Annotated in this window: 9 protein-coding genes; 3 read left to right on the top strand and 6 right to left on the bottom strand. The window is 61.1% G+C overall.

Features of this window, described 5'->3' with window-relative positions:
- Window positions 1-7: 7 nt before the first annotated feature.
- The 3 genes from aceA to FHS09_RS04045 all read left to right on the top strand — a co-directional run bounded on the left by aceA (window position 8) and on the right by FHS09_RS04045 (window position 6202).
- Complete coding sequence (aceA, locus tag FHS09_RS04055; RefSeq protein ID WP_183456994.1) at window positions 8-1342, top strand: isocitrate lyase; 1335 nt, start codon at window positions 8-10, stop codon at window positions 1340-1342.
- A 315-nt stretch (window positions 1343-1657) separates the two neighbouring features.
- Window positions 1658-3922, top strand: coding sequence for a glycoside hydrolase family 9 protein (locus tag FHS09_RS04050; protein ID WP_183456992.1), 2265 nt, complete (start codon window positions 1658-1660; stop codon window positions 3920-3922).
- A 219-nt stretch (window positions 3923-4141) separates the two neighbouring features.
- The gene (locus FHS09_RS04045; RefSeq protein WP_183456990.1) at window positions 4142-6202 is read left to right on the top strand and encodes a glycoside hydrolase family 9 protein; all 2061 of its coding nucleotides are present in this window, start codon (window positions 4142-4144) and stop codon (window positions 6200-6202) included.
- A gap of 203 nt (window positions 6203-6405) precedes the next feature.
- Here FHS09_RS04045 and FHS09_RS04040 read toward each other — a convergent pair whose 3' ends face one another.
- The 6 genes from FHS09_RS04040 to ppsA form a co-directional block, all read right to left on the bottom strand.
- On the bottom strand, window positions 6406-8610 hold the full coding sequence (locus FHS09_RS04040; RefSeq protein ID WP_183456989.1) for an acetyl-CoA hydrolase/transferase C-terminal domain-containing protein: 2205 nt from the start codon (window positions 8608-8610) through the stop codon (window positions 6406-6408).
- 72 nt (window positions 8611-8682) lie between these two features.
- A complete protein-coding gene (locus FHS09_RS04035; RefSeq protein WP_183456987.1) occupies window positions 8683-10908 on the bottom strand; it encodes an acyl-CoA dehydrogenase in 2226 nt (741 codons plus the stop codon).
- 98 nt (window positions 10909-11006) lie between these two features.
- Window positions 11007-11849, bottom strand: a complete 843-nt coding sequence (locus tag FHS09_RS04030; protein WP_183456985.1) for a DMT family transporter — start codon at window positions 11847-11849, stop codon at window positions 11007-11009.
- Between the two features lie 50 nt (window positions 11850-11899).
- Complete coding sequence (rraA, locus tag FHS09_RS04025; RefSeq protein WP_183456978.1) at window positions 11900-12379, bottom strand: ribonuclease E activity regulator RraA; 480 nt, start codon at window positions 12377-12379, stop codon at window positions 11900-11902.
- Window positions 12380-12513: 134 nt separating this feature from the next.
- Window positions 12514-13098, bottom strand: coding sequence for a L,D-transpeptidase (locus FHS09_RS04020; protein ID WP_183456976.1), 585 nt, complete (start codon window positions 13096-13098; stop codon window positions 12514-12516).
- Between the two features lie 312 nt (window positions 13099-13410).
- Window positions 13411-15774, bottom strand: a complete 2364-nt coding sequence (ppsA, locus tag FHS09_RS04015; RefSeq protein ID WP_183456974.1) for a phosphoenolpyruvate synthase — start codon at window positions 15772-15774, stop codon at window positions 13411-13413.
- Window positions 15775-15927 lie beyond the last annotated feature (153 nt).

Genomic DNA, 15927 nt, shown 5'->3' with positions numbered 1-15927 from the left:
GAGAGAAATGACCGCAGGCAATTATGACCGCAAGGCCGAAATCGAGGCCATCGAGAAGGACTGGGAGTCCAATCCCCGCTGGAAGGGCGTGAAGCGCACCTACTCCGCGGAAGATGTGGTGCGCCTGCGGGGTTCCCTCAAGCGCGAGAACACCATTGCCCAACGGGGCGCCGAGAAGCTGTGGCAACTGATCAACGAGGGGGGGCGCCCGGCCTTCCGCCCGGACAAGGACTTCGTCAACGCCATGGGCGCCCTGACCGGGGGCCAGGCGGTACAGCAGGTAAAAGCGGGTGTGCAGGCCATCTACCTGTCCGGCTGGCAGGTGGCCGCGGATGCCAACACCTCTGAGACCATGTACCCGGACCAGTCTCTCTACGCGGTCGACTCGGTACCCACGGTGGTGCGACGCATTAACAATGCCTTCGAACGCGCTGACCAGATCCAGTGGAAAACGGGTGTGAACCCGGGTGACGCCGGCTATATCGACTACTTCGCTCCCATCGTGGCGGATGCCGAGGCCGGCTTCGGCGGTGTGCTGAACGCCTACGAGCTGATGAAAAACATGATCCGCGCCGGCGCCTCCGGCGTGCACTTCGAAGACCAGTTGGCCTCGGTGAAGAAATGCGGCCATATGGGCGGCAAGGTGTTGGTGCCCACCCATGAAGCGGTACAGAAACTGGTCGCCGCACGCCTGGCCACCGACGTGGAGGGTGTCCCCACCATCGTACTGGCGCGCACCGATGCCAACGCCGCGGACCTGATGACCTCCGACTGCGACGAGTACGACGCCCCCTTCCTCACCGGTGAGCGCACCGCCGAGGGTTTCTACCGGGTCAAGGCCGGTATCGACCAGGCCATCAACCGCGGCCTGGCTTACGCCCCTTACGCGGACCTGCTGTGGTGCGAAACCGCCACGCCGAACCTGGACGAGGCGAAGAAATTCGCCGAATCGGTACGTCGGGAGTACCCGGACCAACTGCTGGCCTACAACTGCTCCCCTTCCTTCAACTGGAAGAAGAACCTGGACGACGCCACCATCGCCCGCTTCCAGCGCGAGCTATCGGCGATGGGCTACAAGTTCCAGTTCATCACCCTGGCGGGTATCCACAATATGTGGAACGGTATGTTTAATCTCGCCTACGAATACGCCCGCGAAGACATGTCCGCTTATGTTCGCCTGCAGGAAAAGGAGTTCGCCGATGCCGAGAAGGGCTACACCTTCGTCGCGCACCAGCAGGAAGTGGGCACCGGTTACTTCGACGATATGACCAACGTGATCCAGGGCGGCCAGTCCTCCGTGACTGCGCTGACCGGTTCCACTGAGGAAGAGCAGTTTAGGTAAGAGAGCCTTTCGAAATATCCTTTATTTCACTTCGCCGGGCCGCTCTGCGGCCCTTTTTTTGTTTTTCTGCCACTTTACTGTGCTTTCGCAGCGTTCGTTCGTGACGCCGGTTCAATTTTTGCTCTTTCCTCCTCGCTGATGGTATCGGTACCATCCCAAAAATCATATATTTCACACTAACAATAATAAGCTTGTATCGCACCGCATAATTAAAAACAGCGAAAAAGGGAGATCCGTATCATGCGGTTATCACATAAATGTTTATTTTTCAGTATGTGTCTTGCGGCACCATCGGTATTCGCCGCCCAGGCAAACATGAATATTGCCAGTGACTGGGGGCAAGGCGCCCAGGCTGAGATTGTCGTACTCAATGATGATCCGGTGCCGCTTTCCGATTGGACTGTGGAGTTCGAGCTCGATGTGGAGATCACCCAGATCTGGAACGGCATCATCGTCTCCCACGCGGGCAGCCACTACGTGGTGGGGCCGGCGGATTACAACGGGACTATCGGTGTTGACGGCCAGGTCAATATCGGTTTTCTGACCACTCCGGGCGGTATCTCACCGGTACCGGTGACTGTGGGAGGAGATGATGGTGGTGGCAGCTCGTCCAGTTCATCGTCGAGCAGTTCGAGTTCCTCTTCGAGCAGCTCCAGTTCTTCCAGTAGCTCCTCAAGCAGCAGCGCTTCGAGTTCTTCTTCAAGCTCCTCGTCGTCTTCCAGCAGTTCAGGAGGCGATTATCAAGGCTACGAGACCAGCAGCTTTATTACCGTGGATCAATTCGGCTACCTGCCCAACGGCGAAAAAGTCGCGGTACTACGGGATCCGCAAACAGGGTACGACAGCGCAGGAGAATATATTCCCGCTGCGACCTTCAAAGTGGTGAACACAGACAGCGGTGAAGTGGTCTACAGCGCGCAACCGGTTGCGTGGAACAGCGGCGCCACCGCCGACAACTCAGGTGACCGCGTATGGCACCTGGACTTTTCCTCGGTCACAACCCCCGGCAACTACATACTGGCGGACGATACCAACGAACTGCGCTCTCCCATCTTCCGCATCGACAATGAAATCTACCGTCCGGTTCTGGTGCAGGCAGTGCGCAGCTTCTACTACCAGCGTGTCGGTTTCGTCAAACAGGCACCTTACGCCGATGCCCGCTGGGCGGATGGCGCCAGCCACCTGGGCGCGGGTCAGGACCCGGAGGCCCGTTTGTTCAACGACACCGGCAATGCAGCCACCCAGCGTGACCTGCGCGGCGGTTGGTACGATGCCGGCGACTACAACAAGTACACCAACTGGCACGCGGACTACCTGATCGCCCTGCTGCACAGCTATCGGGAAAACCCCTCGGCGTGGACCGACGATTTCAATATTCCGGAATCCGGTAACGGTATCCCCGATCTGCTCGACGAAGTGAAATGGGGGATGGATTGGTTGGTGCGCATGCAGGAAACAAACGGCTCCGTGCTTTCCGTGATGGATCTGTCCCACGCCAGCCCGCCCTCATCCGCCACCGGTCCCACCACCTACGGCCCTGCGACCACCGCCGCCACCTACAGCAGCGCCGCCGCTTTCGCCCTCGGCAGCCATATCCTGGGCCAGGTCCAGGGCTTGGAGAGTTACGCCGCGGACCTGAGTGACAGGGCGGAAAATGCCTGGCAGTGGGCGCAGGTGAATCCCGAAGTGATCTTCAGAAACTCCGACAACGGCGTCGCCGCCGGCGAGCAGGAAGTGGATGAATACGGGCGCTTCGCCAAAAGCCTGATCGCCGCCATCAACCTGTACCGGGCCACCGGCAAGGGCGAATACCGCCAATATGTGGAGAGCAACTACCAGGAAGCCCACCTGATGCAGTGGAGCTGGGCCTCCATCTGGGAAACGGAAATTCAGCATGCGCTGCTCTATTTCAGCGCGCTCGAAGGTGTTTCCAGCGAAGTGGCCTCGGCTATCCGCAGCGCTTACCAAACGGCCATGAACGGGGATGCCAACTGGCCGGCGGTAAACGGTGATGTCGATGCCTATCGGGCCAGTATCCCGGAATACACCTGGGGCAGTAACCGCGGCCACGCCGCGCAGGGCAACCTGTTCCTGGACCAGTTTCAGTTCGGTGCAGGAGCTCCAGGGGTTACCGAAGCGCGCAATGCCGCACAGCGCTACCTGAATTACCTGCACGGCGTCAATCCGCAGGGCAAAGTCTATCTGTCCAATATGGGAGAGTTCGGTGCGGAGAATTCCGTCGACAGCTTCTACCACTCCTGGTTCTCCGACGGCAGCCCGCAGTGGGACTCCGTCAGCGAATCCTCCTATGGGCCCGCACCGGGCTTCCTGGTGGGTGGCCCCAATCCGAGTTACGACTGGGATGCCTGCTGCCCCAACAGCTGCGGCAGCCCCGAAAACAATGCCCTCTGTGGCGTGGCCCCGCCTGAACCGCCTTTCGGCCAGCCCGCACAGAAGTCCTACCTCGACTTCAACACCAGTTGGCCGCTGAATTCCTGGGCGGTAACAGAGAACCACAACAATTATCAGGTGGCTTACATCCGCCTGCTTTCCAAGTTTGTGGAAGCCCACAGCGAATAACTGCCAGCCAAAGTACAACATGGCCGCTAGCCGGATCGGATTCACAGGAATCCGGCCCAGCCAGCGGCTTTTTGGGCCGCTTTTGCGGCCCTTTTTATTCGGGCCCCGACCCTTACGCCAATTTCGTGACCCTCGTCACGGTTCAAGGAAAGTTGCGATAGCGCTAACATAATGAAAAATCATATAATTCTGAAAAATAACCAATCACAAATGCGACCAATGAACAGACGACTATTCTCATCCATTTCCTTCCTGCTGTTCTGTTTTCTCTTATCCGCCTGTGGAGGCGGCGGCGGAAGTGATGCTGGAGACGGTGGCAGCAGCAGTTCCGGAGGTAGTAGTAGTTCTGGAAGTAGTAGCAGTGGTAGCAGTTCCGGAGGTAGCAGTAGCTCTGGAAGTAGTAGCAGTTCCGGAAGCAGCTCCAGCGGTGGCGCCCCGGGGAACCTGACTCTCAGCGGTTTTATCGTCGTCGATCAGTTCGGCTACCTGCCGGAATCGGAAAAAGTGGCCGTGCTGCGCGATCCACAACAGGGCTTTGACGGGGATCGGGAATATACGCCGGCCGACAGCTATCAAGTGGTGGATACCGAGAGCGACGAAGTGGTGCTCACCGTCGGGCCCCAGGCCTGGAATGGCGGCGCCATCGCGGACAATTCAGGTGACCGGGTCTGGCACCTGGATTTCAGCGCGGTTACCCGCTCCGGCAGCTATATGGTGGTGGACACTGAAAACCAGTTGCGCTCTCCCACCTTCCGCATCGCCGACGACGTCTATCGGCCCGTGCTGGTGCAGGCGGTGCGCACTTTCTACTACCAGCGCGCCGGCTTCGCCAAAGAGGCATCCTACGCCGATGCCCGCTGGGCGGACGGCGCCAGCCACTTGGGCGCCGGCCAGGACCCTGAAGCCCGTTTGTTCAACGACACCGGCAATGCAGACACCCAGCGCGACCTGCGCGGTGGCTGGTTCGACGCCGGCGACTACAACAAGTACACCAACTGGCACGCCTCCTACCTGACCACTCTGCTGCACAGCTATCGGGAGAACCCCGGAGTCTGGACGGACGATTTCAATATTCCGGAATCCGGCAACGGTATCCCCGACCTGCTCGACGAAGTGAAATGGGGGATGGATTGGCTGATCCGCATGCAGGAAGCGGACGGCTCCGTACTCTCGGTGATGGGCCTGTCCCACGCCAGCCCACCCTCTTCCGCCACCGGCCCCACCACCTACGGCCCGGCGACCACCGCCGCCACCTACAGCAGCGCCGCCGCCTTCGCCCTCGGCAGCCAGTTCCTGGGCCAGATCCAGGGCCTGGAGAGTTACGCCGCGGACCTGAGTGAAAGAGCGGAAAACGCCTGGCAGTGGGCGCAGGCGAATCCCGAAGTGACCTTCAGAAACTCCGACAACGGCGTCGCCGCCGGCGAGCAGGAAACTAGTGACTACGGGCGTTTTACCAAAAGCCTGATTGCCGCCACCTACCTGTACCAGAAGACCGGTAAAGCCGTTTACCGGCAGTATGTGGAAGACAACTATCAAAACGCCCATCTGATCGAACAGAGCCATGCCGCCCCATGGGAAGCGGAAATTCAGCACGCCCTGCTCTACTTTGCTTTCCTGGACGGTGTATCCGCCCAGGTGGCGGACAGTATCCGCACCGCCTACGGCAACTCCCTGGACCAGGGGGGAGACAACTGGCCCGCGGTAAACAGCGATCGCGAAGCCTACCGCGCCCACATCCAGGTTTACACCTGGGGCAGCAACCGCACCCACGCGCACCAGGGCAACCTCTTCTACGACCAGTACCAGTTCGGTGCCGGCGGCCCCGGGGAATCGGAAGCGCGCAATGCCGCGCTGCGTCACCTGAACTACCTGCACGGGGTCAACCCGCTGGGCAAGGCATATCTCTCCAATATGGGAGAGTTCGGCGCGGAGAATTCCGTCGACAGCTTCTACCACTCCTGGTTCTCCGACGGCAGCCCGCAGTGGGATTCCGTCAGTGAATCCTCCTACGGGCCCGCGCCGGGCTTCCTGGTGGGTGGCCCCAATCCGGGTTACGACTGGGATGCCTGCTGCCCCACAAGTTGCGGCAGTCCCGAGAACAACGCCCAGTGCGGTATAGCGCCGCCCTCACCGCCCGCCGACCAGCCCGCACAGAAGTCCTACCTCGACTTCAATACCAGTTGGCCACTGAACTCCTGGGCGGTAACGGAGAACCACAACGACTACCAGGTGGCTTATATCCGCCTGCTGTCCAAGTTTGTGTCGGAGAGCAAAGACTAGGAGCCTGTGCACAATCTCGTATCTCTGCGTTGGACCGGTCGAGACGGTTCTTTGCGAGAGAGGCTCCAGTCTCCTGTAGGAGCGGCCCATGGCCGCGATCCGGCTGCCCGGGAACCCGGATATCGATCGCGGCCATGGGCCGCTCCCGGCCGGGCCGCTCCTACAATAGGGCGTCGGTAAAAAAGTGACAGGGGCGAGAGCCCTCAATCTCCACGCAGCGGCCGCCGGAAATCAATAAACCTCCGCAGCGCGCCAGCCACGGTATAGCCCTCCAGCCGGTGTTCGTAGCTGTCGGTCTGCTCGAACTCCATGCGTTTCAGGCAGCGGTGCAGCCAGACGTTTTCCTCTGAATCGTCTTTCCAGCCTGCCCGCCCGGCAAGAACCAGCGATATCATCTCCCACCATTTTCTGCTGCGGATCTTCAGTTGCCCGAGGGCCACCGCCAGCAGCGCCTCCTCTTCGGTAAAGTCCGTACCCGACGGGAAATAAGGCAGTAGCGCCAGGCGTTTGGGATCATTGAACACCGCCTGGATCTTCTCCGGCGTATTGGCGGTAAATTCCAGCGGAATGGTGTAGTCCCATTCCACCTTGCCGGCGCTCTTGGCTTTTTCCAGGAGTTCGCCCTGGAAGCGGGAATCGGCGATACACAGCATCGCTGTGATCACGTCCCGGTCAGTTTTGCCGCGCAGGTCGGCGATACCGTATTCGGTGACCACGATATCGCGCAGGTGGCGGGGGATGGTGCAGTGGGGATATTCCCAGACGATATTGCTGCGCACCTCGCCCTTGCTGGTGCGGGTGCTGGCCAGGGCGATCACCGAGCGGCCGCCGGGCAGTTCGTGGGCCTGGGCGACGAAGTTGTATTGCCCCCCCACTCCACTCACTACCTGGCATTCGGCCAGGCCATCGGAAATCACCGCGCCGTTCAGGGTCACCATCATTGCGCTGTTGACGAAGCGGGCCATGGGGCGCTGGGCCGTTTTCAGTTCGCGGTCTTTTTCCAGGCTGTTGATAAAGTCGATGGCGGTCATATTGATACCGGCTTTTTCGCCCTCCGGCATTTCGCGCAGCTCTCGATACATGGCCGAGGAGCCCAGGTAGAAACCGCCGTGCAGCCAGACACCGCCTTTCAGCTTTTTGCCCTTGCGGTCGCCCAGCAGCCTTTCCCGGCCGTGGACGCTGTGCAGGTCGCACTCCTCCTCTTCCCCCCGATCGTTGAGGAATTTGTGCCCGCGCCAGCTGTAGCTGGTATCCACGATGCCCAGGCGCTGCAGGAAATCCGTATCGGCTTTCGTGAGCGGGCAGCTGATGCGGCCGGATTCCCTGAGGACCAGCAGGGTCTGCTCATCCACCGTGGAGGATATTTCTTCGGAATCGAGTAATTTCTGCAGGGCTGCGTCCGGGTAGACCTCGCGGGTGAGAATGCCCGCACGGCGCAGATGCAGGAACCCCTCCGGCACCATTTCGCTGGCGCCGTAGAGACCGCGAGAGAAGGTCTCCAATTGCGGGGGAAGCTTTTCCCGCAGTTGCAGTGAATCGTCACTGGTGAGATCGCGCACCAGCTCGCGATAGAGATCGTTGTGGCTCTGGCGCAGGCGCAGGGCGTGGCAGATGGCATCCCCCAATGCGCCGATGCCAATCTGCAGGGTGCCGCCGTCGGCGACCAGGCTGGCGATATGGAAAGCGAGGCTGTAGTTGGTTAAGTCCACCGGCAGAGTGGGCGCGGCAAACAGCGGTGTATCGAAGTCGGCGCCCTCGAGCAGAAAGTCGAAATCGCCGGCGCGCACCCGGGCATCGCCGCCCATAAACGGCAGTTGCGGATTGACCTCGCCAATGAATACCACCGGGTGGTTTCGCGCGCGGGCCATTTCCAGTACCGGCAGGGTGAGGTCCGTATTGCAGCTCAGGCTGAAGTCCCCGCTGTCGGAACCCGGTGCCACCATCTGCGCGATGACGTTGACCCCCCTGTCGAGCAGGTCCCTCGGCACGTGGGTGTAGTTACTGCTGACATAATCCTGCTGCACGGACGGGTTGCCCAGGTAGCTGCCCGGGTGCAGGAAGAATTCGCACACCTCGATATTGTCCGGCAGCAGCCCCTTGTGCCGCGCCGGGGTGTAGCCCAAATCCTGATAGTGGTTGTAGAGGCGGTCCAGCAGCGGCTGTATAAAACGCCGTTGGATTTCACCGTGGCCCACCGGGCGCTCCAGGGTGAGGGCGGTAAAGATGGTCAGGGAGATCGAGGGATCGCCAGCGGCGCGGGCGTAGAGAGCGTTGGCAAAGTGGTTTGCCTTGCCGACGCCCAGGGGCAGGCCCAGTACGATGCGCTTGCCGGTTTCTTCCAGCAGCGCGTCGACGCAGGCTTCCGGATCGTCGAAGCGCCGGGGTTTTTCGCCAGAAGTCTCGTTCATGTCGCTATTTCGGTGATTTTCCTTGTAGGAGCGGCGGATGGCCGCCCCGCCGCTCCTACAAAAAGAGACTGCTCAGGATTCCCGGGTACCCAGGTGATCAAAGTGATCCACCTGTATGGCCATATTCACCGCCTCGGCGGCCTCCCGCAGCTCCGCCGCCTCCTCGCCGCTGATCAGCTCGCGCTCCAGCCCGGCGTCGATGGCCTCGCGGTTGAAGGCGCGAATCCCGCCCTTCTTCAGTTTGTCCCGCAGACTCTCGGTGGCGCAGACTTTATTGAAAGCCTGCTCCACCAGGTCGACACCATCGCCGGGATTGCCGAGGAACACCCCCCTGGTCAGGCGGTCGCGGGTTTCCGAGGGCTCCATCAGCAATTCGGCACAGGCGTGGGACTGGCGATCGGAAGCAGTGCGTATGCTGTGCCCCCACGGCATGGCGAGGAAGTGCATCAGTTGGCCCAGAAAACGGCGAGGGAAGTTCTGGAACACCTCCATCAGGCTCACCTCGATATTGTGTAGCCCGGCGCGCATGGCGAACTCCAGCAGTGGCCGGTCCTCTCTCGGGCTGCCGTCGTCCTTGAAACGCTTGAGGGTGCAGCTGAGGAGGTACAGCTGGCTCAGCACGTCGCCCAGACGTCCGGAGATCTGTTCCTTGCGCTTGAGCCCGCCGCCCAGGGATAACAGGGATATTTCCGTGACCAGGGTCAGGACCGCGGAGTAGCGGTCCATCTGTCGGTAGTACTTCGCCGCGTAACCCACGCCCCTGGGACTGTTGGCGAAAAGGCCGCCGGTCCAGCCGTGGAAAACGCCGCGGATGAAGGTCTTGACCTGGAACAACATATGTTTGGGCAGCAGCTTGTCCAGCGCTTCCACCCCCTCTTTTGTATCGGGATTCTCTGCCGCCAGCATCTCCTCGAACAGGTAGGGGTGGCAGCGGATGGCGCCCTGGCCGAAGATCATCAGGCTGCGGGTAAGGATATTCGCCCCCTCCACGGTGATGGCCACCGGCACCGCACGGTAGACGTTGCCCAGGTAGTTGAGGGGGCCGTCCATGATGCCCTTGCCCGCGTGGATATCCATGGCGTCGTTGATCGCCTGGCGCAGGCCGTGGGTGGCGTGGGCTTTCATGATCGCAGTGACCACCGCCGGTTTGTGTCCGGCGTCCAGGGCCCGGGTGGTGGTTTTGTGGGCGCTGTCGAGCACATAGGCGACACTGGCGATCTCCGCCAGCCGCCGCTGCACCCCCTCGAACTTGCCGATGGGGATTCCGAACTGCTCGCGGATACGCGCGTAGGCACCGGTGGTGCGCGCGGCCATTTTCGCCCCGCCGGTAGACAGAGACGGCAGAGAGATGCCGCGGCCGGCGGCCAGTGCGCTCATCAGCATATACCAGCCGCGGCCCACATTCTCCCGACCGCCGATAATCCACTCCATGGGGATGAACACGTCCACACCCCAGTTGGGGCCGTTCTGGAACGCCTGCATGGCCGGCAGGTGGCGCTGGCCGATGGTCACGCCTTCGGTGTCCGTGGGTACCAGGGCGACGGTGATACCCAGCGCCTCCTTGTCGCCGAGGAGATGGTCCGGGTCGTAAAGCTTGAATGCCAGGCCCAGGACGGTGGCCACGGGCCCCAGGGTGATATAGCGCTTGTGCCAGTCGACACGCATGCCCAGGGTTTTCTCGCCCTTGTAATCGCCGTAGCAGACCACCCCCCTGTCCACCATGGCGGCTGCGTCGGAGCCGGCTTCGGGGCTGGTGAGGCCGAAGCAGGGGATCTCGCGCCCATCCGCCAGGCGAGGCAGGTAGTACTGCTTCTGCTCGTCGGTGCCGTGGGCCATCAGCAGTTCGCCGGGGCCGAGGGAGTTGGGCACCATCACGGTGACACCGACGCAGGTGCTGCGGGTGGAAACTTTGGTGACTATCTCCCCGTGGGCCGTTGGCGAGAAACCCAGGCCCCCATATTCCTTGGGAATAATAATGCCGAAAAAACGCTCCTTCTTGAGGAACTCCCAGATCTCCGGGGAAATGTCACGGTCTTCGAAGCTGATCTTCCAGTCGTCTACCATCCGGCACAGTTCTTCCACCGGCCCGTCGAGAAAGGCCTGCTCCTCTTCGCTGAGCTGCGGCGGCCCCATGCTCAGCAACTGGTCCCAATCCGGTTTGCCGGAGAGCAGCTGCGCGTCCCACCACACCTCGCCGGCTTCCATCGCCTCCCGCTCGGTTTCCGAGATTGGCGGCAGAACCTTCTTGATCAGTTTCAGTAGTGGCGCGGTGATCCACTTCTTGCGCAGTTCGCTCATATTGTCATCCGTGTATTTCTTCGCCTTTCAGCAGGCTCCTGCAAACCCGCAAAGGCCATCCGCTCCGGGGAATCCCGAGTAAATGATAGGTGACGCTCTCAGGCCAGTGCCAGCGCGCTGATACCGGTGAAGATGATCAGCGCTGCAATCAAGCGACGCAGGGAGAAGCGCTCGTTGAGCACGAACACCGAGATAAGCGAGGCGAACAGTATGCTGCTCTCGCGGGTGGCCGCCACCGCGGCCACCGGCATCACCGAGGTGGCCCACAGTGCCACGGCGAAGCCGCCGGTGGCAAGCAGGCCGGAAGCGGAGCCGCGCACCAGGTTGGCGCGGGCAAAGGCGAAGCCGCGCGACGGCTGGGTGACCAGCACCGCAAGCAGGATACCGAGGCCGGAAAAGATCTCCAGCCAAGCGACAAAACTCAGGGGATTGTCCACCGTGCGCACGCCGGCGGCACCGAAGGTTGTGTAGCCGGTGATCGCCACTCCGGTGCCCAGGGAAAGCAGGATACCGGAGCGGGACACGCGCAGTTCTTTCATGATCAGCGCGAAGATCCCGCTGGTCACAAGCAGCACGCCGGTCAGCTGCAGCGGGCGCAGGGATTCGTCGAGAAACAGCAGCGCGGCCGTGGCCACCAACAGAGGTGTAACGCCGCGAGCCACCGGGTAGGCGGTGCTGTAGTCCAGCGCGCGATAGGAGCGGGTCAGCAGGAAAAAGTACAGGTACTGAAAGGCGGCGCCGCCGAGCAGCAGGCCCAGGGCCTCGGGACCCGGCAGTGGCAACTGGGTCGCGAGGAGCGCGCCGAGCAGCAGGCCGACGCTGCGAATCATCGCCAGCTGCAGGAACCCCTCTGCGCTGTGTTTGACCACTGCGTTCCATACGGCGTGGGCCAGGGCCGACAGCAGGACCAGCCCGTAAACAATTGATTCCGGTACTACCAAGTTACACCAGATTTTTGGGGCGTCGCGCAGCCCCGGTGCCAAAACCTGGATCAGGTGAGGGGCCGGGGAGACACTATTACGCCGTTATTGTCCGCGTACAGGTAGGCGCCGGGGGTGAAGGTCACACCGCCGAAGGTCACGGCGACATCTCGCTCGCCGATCCCTTTCTTTTCCGTTTTCATCGGGTGGCTGCCCAGTGCCTGTACCCCTAACTCTAGTCCAGAAATCTCATCCACATCGCGAATACAACCGTACATCAGGATTCCCTCCCAGCCGCTGGCGCAGGCTTTTTCCGCCAGTTGGTCGCCGAGGCAGGCCCGCCGCATGGAGCCGCCGGCATCCACCACCAGCACCTTGCCCCTCCCCTCCTCTGTTACCAGTTCGCGAACCAGGGAGTTGTCCTCGAAACACTTGATGGTCACTATCTGCCCGCTAAAGCATTCGCGCCCGCCGTAGTTGACGAACATCGGCTCCACGACCTGCACCAGCTCCGGGTGGGCGTCGCAAAGATCCGGGGTGGAAATACGCATGGTGTTTTTCCCGCTCTGTTATCCGTTATCAGTACCACCGGATCATAATCGCAAATAATCGCAATAAAAGTGCTTTGCAGCTAAATACCGGGTATTGTCCCGATGGATAATACCCGGTTCGGTTTTGTCACTCGCTACCAGGTTACTCTAACCGGAGTCCCCACTCGCGCGTGGCGATAAAACTTGCGCGCCATCTGCGGCGGCATGCGCACACAGCCGTGAGAGGCGGGATAGTTCGGAACATTCCCCGAGGCGTGCATACCGATACCACCATTGAAGCGAATATAGTGATTCATCCTGGCGCCGCGGTAATAGGTGCCCGGGGGACGGCGGTGCTTGCGGGTGTTGACGTCTGCCTTCACCACCCGTCCGGTGCGCGCGCTCACGAAACTGCCGTAGACAGTGGAACGGTGGTTGGGGTGTTTGGAAAGCACGCGAAAATGCCCGGGGCGGGTGCCGTACCCCTTCTTGCCGGAGGATACCTTGGAGACCCCTACAAGGCGTCCGCCCTTGTAGAAATAGGCACGCTGTTCGCTGAGATTGATCTTGATTGAGGGCGATCCCGAAAAGCTGGCTGCGGCCTGGTCGTCAAACCAGTTGACGCCCCGTGAGTTGCCCAGTGCGGGAGACGCCCCCAGCAACGCAACCAGAAAGAGCGCCAGGCCGCCGCTGGGGAATAGAAAGAACAGGGGATTAGTGTGTCTTCTGTTCGTGAGCATAGCTCTACCTCCTCTCGCAATATCCGCAGCAGACTCCAGCTGCAACATTCCAACTGGAGTGCTGATGCCCTTAATCTCGATTCCGGAGATTCACAAGCGTGGTCAATCCATTTTCAGCAAATTGCGCAACATAATTTCCGGGCTTTGCACCGTGATGGCACTATCCGGATTCTATTGCGAGAGGTGGGATTATTTAGATTGAATTATTCTCTCAGTGGCGGGAGTTAGCGGAATTGCGCCTGAACTTAGTATGAAAATCCAGGCGTCGCAAAAACAGAAAGGCGGCCTCCTGTGGCCGCCTTTCGCAAATTATCAGTCTCCCTGGTTGGCCAAAAATAGCCAAGTGTCCACAGCGGTATCGGGGTTGAGGGAAACGCTGTCTATGCCCTCCTCCATCAGCCAGCGGGCAAAATCCTTGTGATCCGACGGCCCCTGGCCGCAGATACCCACATACTTGCCCGCCTTCTTGCAGGCCTGAATCGCCCTGGACAACAGCAGCTTGACCGCGGGATTGCGTTCGTCGAATAGATCCGCCACCAGGCCCGAGTCCCGGTCCAGACCCAGGGTCAGCTGGGTCAGATCGTTGGAACCGATGGAGAAACCGTCAAAGTATTGCAGGAATTCTTCTGCGAGCAGTGCGTTGGAGGGCAGTTCGCACATCATGATGATTTTGAGCCCATCCTCCCCGCGCACCAGACCGTTCTGCGCCAGCAGGCCGATCACCTCCTGGGCCTCGCCCGGTGTGCGCACGAAGGGCACCATGATTTCCACATTGGTGAGACCCATCTCGTCGCGCACTTTTTTCAGTGCGCGACACTCCAGTGCGAAGCACGGACGGAAATCCTTCGAACGGTAGCGTGCTGCGCCGCGAAAGCCCAGCATGGGGTTTTCCTCGCTGGGTTCGTACAGTTGTCCGCCCACCAGGTGCGCGTACTCGTTGGACTTGAAATCCGACAGGCGCACGATCACCCGCTCCGGCGCGAAGGCCGCGGCCAGGGTGGCGATGCCCTCCACCAGTTTCTCGACGATAAAGTCTTCAGGAGAGGCGTAGCCGCCGATGCGCTCGCGGATATTTTTTTGCAGCTCCGCCGGCAGGCGGTCGAGCTCAAGCAATGCCTTGGGGTGAATTCCGATCATGCGGTTCAGGATAAATTCCAGTCGCGCCAGGCCGACGCCCTGGTTGGGCAGGTGGCTGAAGGCAAAGGCGCGATCGGGGTTGCCCACATTGAGCATGATTTTGAATGGCAGCTCCGGCATGTCGCTGACTTCGGTCTGCTCGCGTTCGAAGTTCAGTTCGCCGGCCATCACGAAGCCGGTATCCCCCTCGGCGCAGGAAACGGTCACCGGAGTGCCGCTCTTCAGCAGCTCGGTGGCGTCGCCGCAGCCGACCACCGCGGGGATACCCAACTCACGGGCGATAATCGCCGCATGGCAGGTGCGTCCCCCGCGATTGGTGACGATCGCACTGGCCTTTTTCAGCACCGGCTCCCAGTCCGGGTCGGTCATATCGGTGACCAGTACTTCGCCGTCCTGCATCGCCGCCATGTCTGCGACAGATTCCAGCACGCGCACGTTGCCCGCGCCGATGCGCTGGCCGATGGCGCGGCCCTCGCACAGAATTTCCCCCCGCTCGCGCAGGTGATAGCGTTCGACACTGGTCCCCTGGTCGCGGGAGCGCACAGTCTCGGGGCGGGCCTGGACGATAAACAGCTCGCCGGTATCGCCGTCCTTGGCCCACTCGATATCCATCGGTCGGCCGTAGTGTTCCTCGATCCTGCGCGCCTGCAGCGCCAGCCGGGTAAGCTCCTCATCGGTCAGGGCGAAAGTCAGCCGCTCCTCCTCCGGTACCTCTACGGTCTTCACCGAGCGCCCGCAGTCGCCGCTCTCGTCGTAGATCATCTTGATCGCCTTGCTGCCGCGGTTGCGGCGCAGGATCGCCGGGCGGCCGGCATCCACTGCCGGCTTGTACAGGTAGAACTCGTCCGGGTTGACCGCACCCTGAACCACGGTCTCTCCCAGACCGTAGGCTGCGGTAATGAAAATTACATCGCGGAAGCCGCTCTCGGTGTCCAGGGTGAACATCACACCGGACGCACCCGTCTCGCTGCGAACCATATGCTGCACGCCCGCGGAAAGGGCCACACCGTCGTGCATATAGCCGGTGTGCACCCGGTAGGCAATGGCGCGGTCGTTGTAGAGGGAGGCGAACACCTCCTTGACCGCCTGCAGCACGGCGTCTATGCCGCGGATGTTCAGGAAGGTCTCCTGTTGGCCGGCGAAGGAGGCGTCTGGCAGGTCCTCGGCGGTGGCCGAGGATCGCACGGCAACCGCAGTCTCGCCGCCGCCCAGGGCCTCGTAGCCCTCGTGGATCTCCCTCTCCAGTTGCTCGGGGAAGGGAGTATCCAGTATCCATTGGCGGATCTCCCCGCCGGACCGGGTCAGCGCGGTCACGTCCTCCACGTCCAGCTCCGCCAGGCGCCCGGCGATGCGCTGTTCGAGCCCCTGGTGAGCGAGAAAGGTGCGGAAGGCGTCCGCGGTGGTGGCAAAGCCCCCGGGAACGCTGACCCCGGCGCTCGCCAGTGAGGAGATCATCTCCCCGAGGGAAGCGTTCTTGCCGCCGACCTTGTCGACATCCCCCATACCCAGTTGTGCGAATTCGATAGTGAAGTTCGTCAAGAGCGCGCCCTCTGCAGCAGGATTTGAGGCCGCCGATTATAAGGATGGGTTTTGTAAAAAATACCCCGCAAAAATCGCCGAATATGTTGTAAATTTTCTACAAAAAACGGTTTCCGGAAAATTCAGGCCGAAAAACCTGTAGGATGTACCAAC

The sequence above is a fragment of the Microbulbifer rhizosphaerae genome, assembly GCF_014191725.1.
Lineage (GTDB): Bacteria > Pseudomonadota > Gammaproteobacteria > Pseudomonadales > Cellvibrionaceae > Microbulbifer > Microbulbifer rhizosphaerae.
The sequence above is the reverse complement of the archived record's forward strand: the minus strand, read 5'-3'. Positions and strand labels throughout refer to the sequence as shown.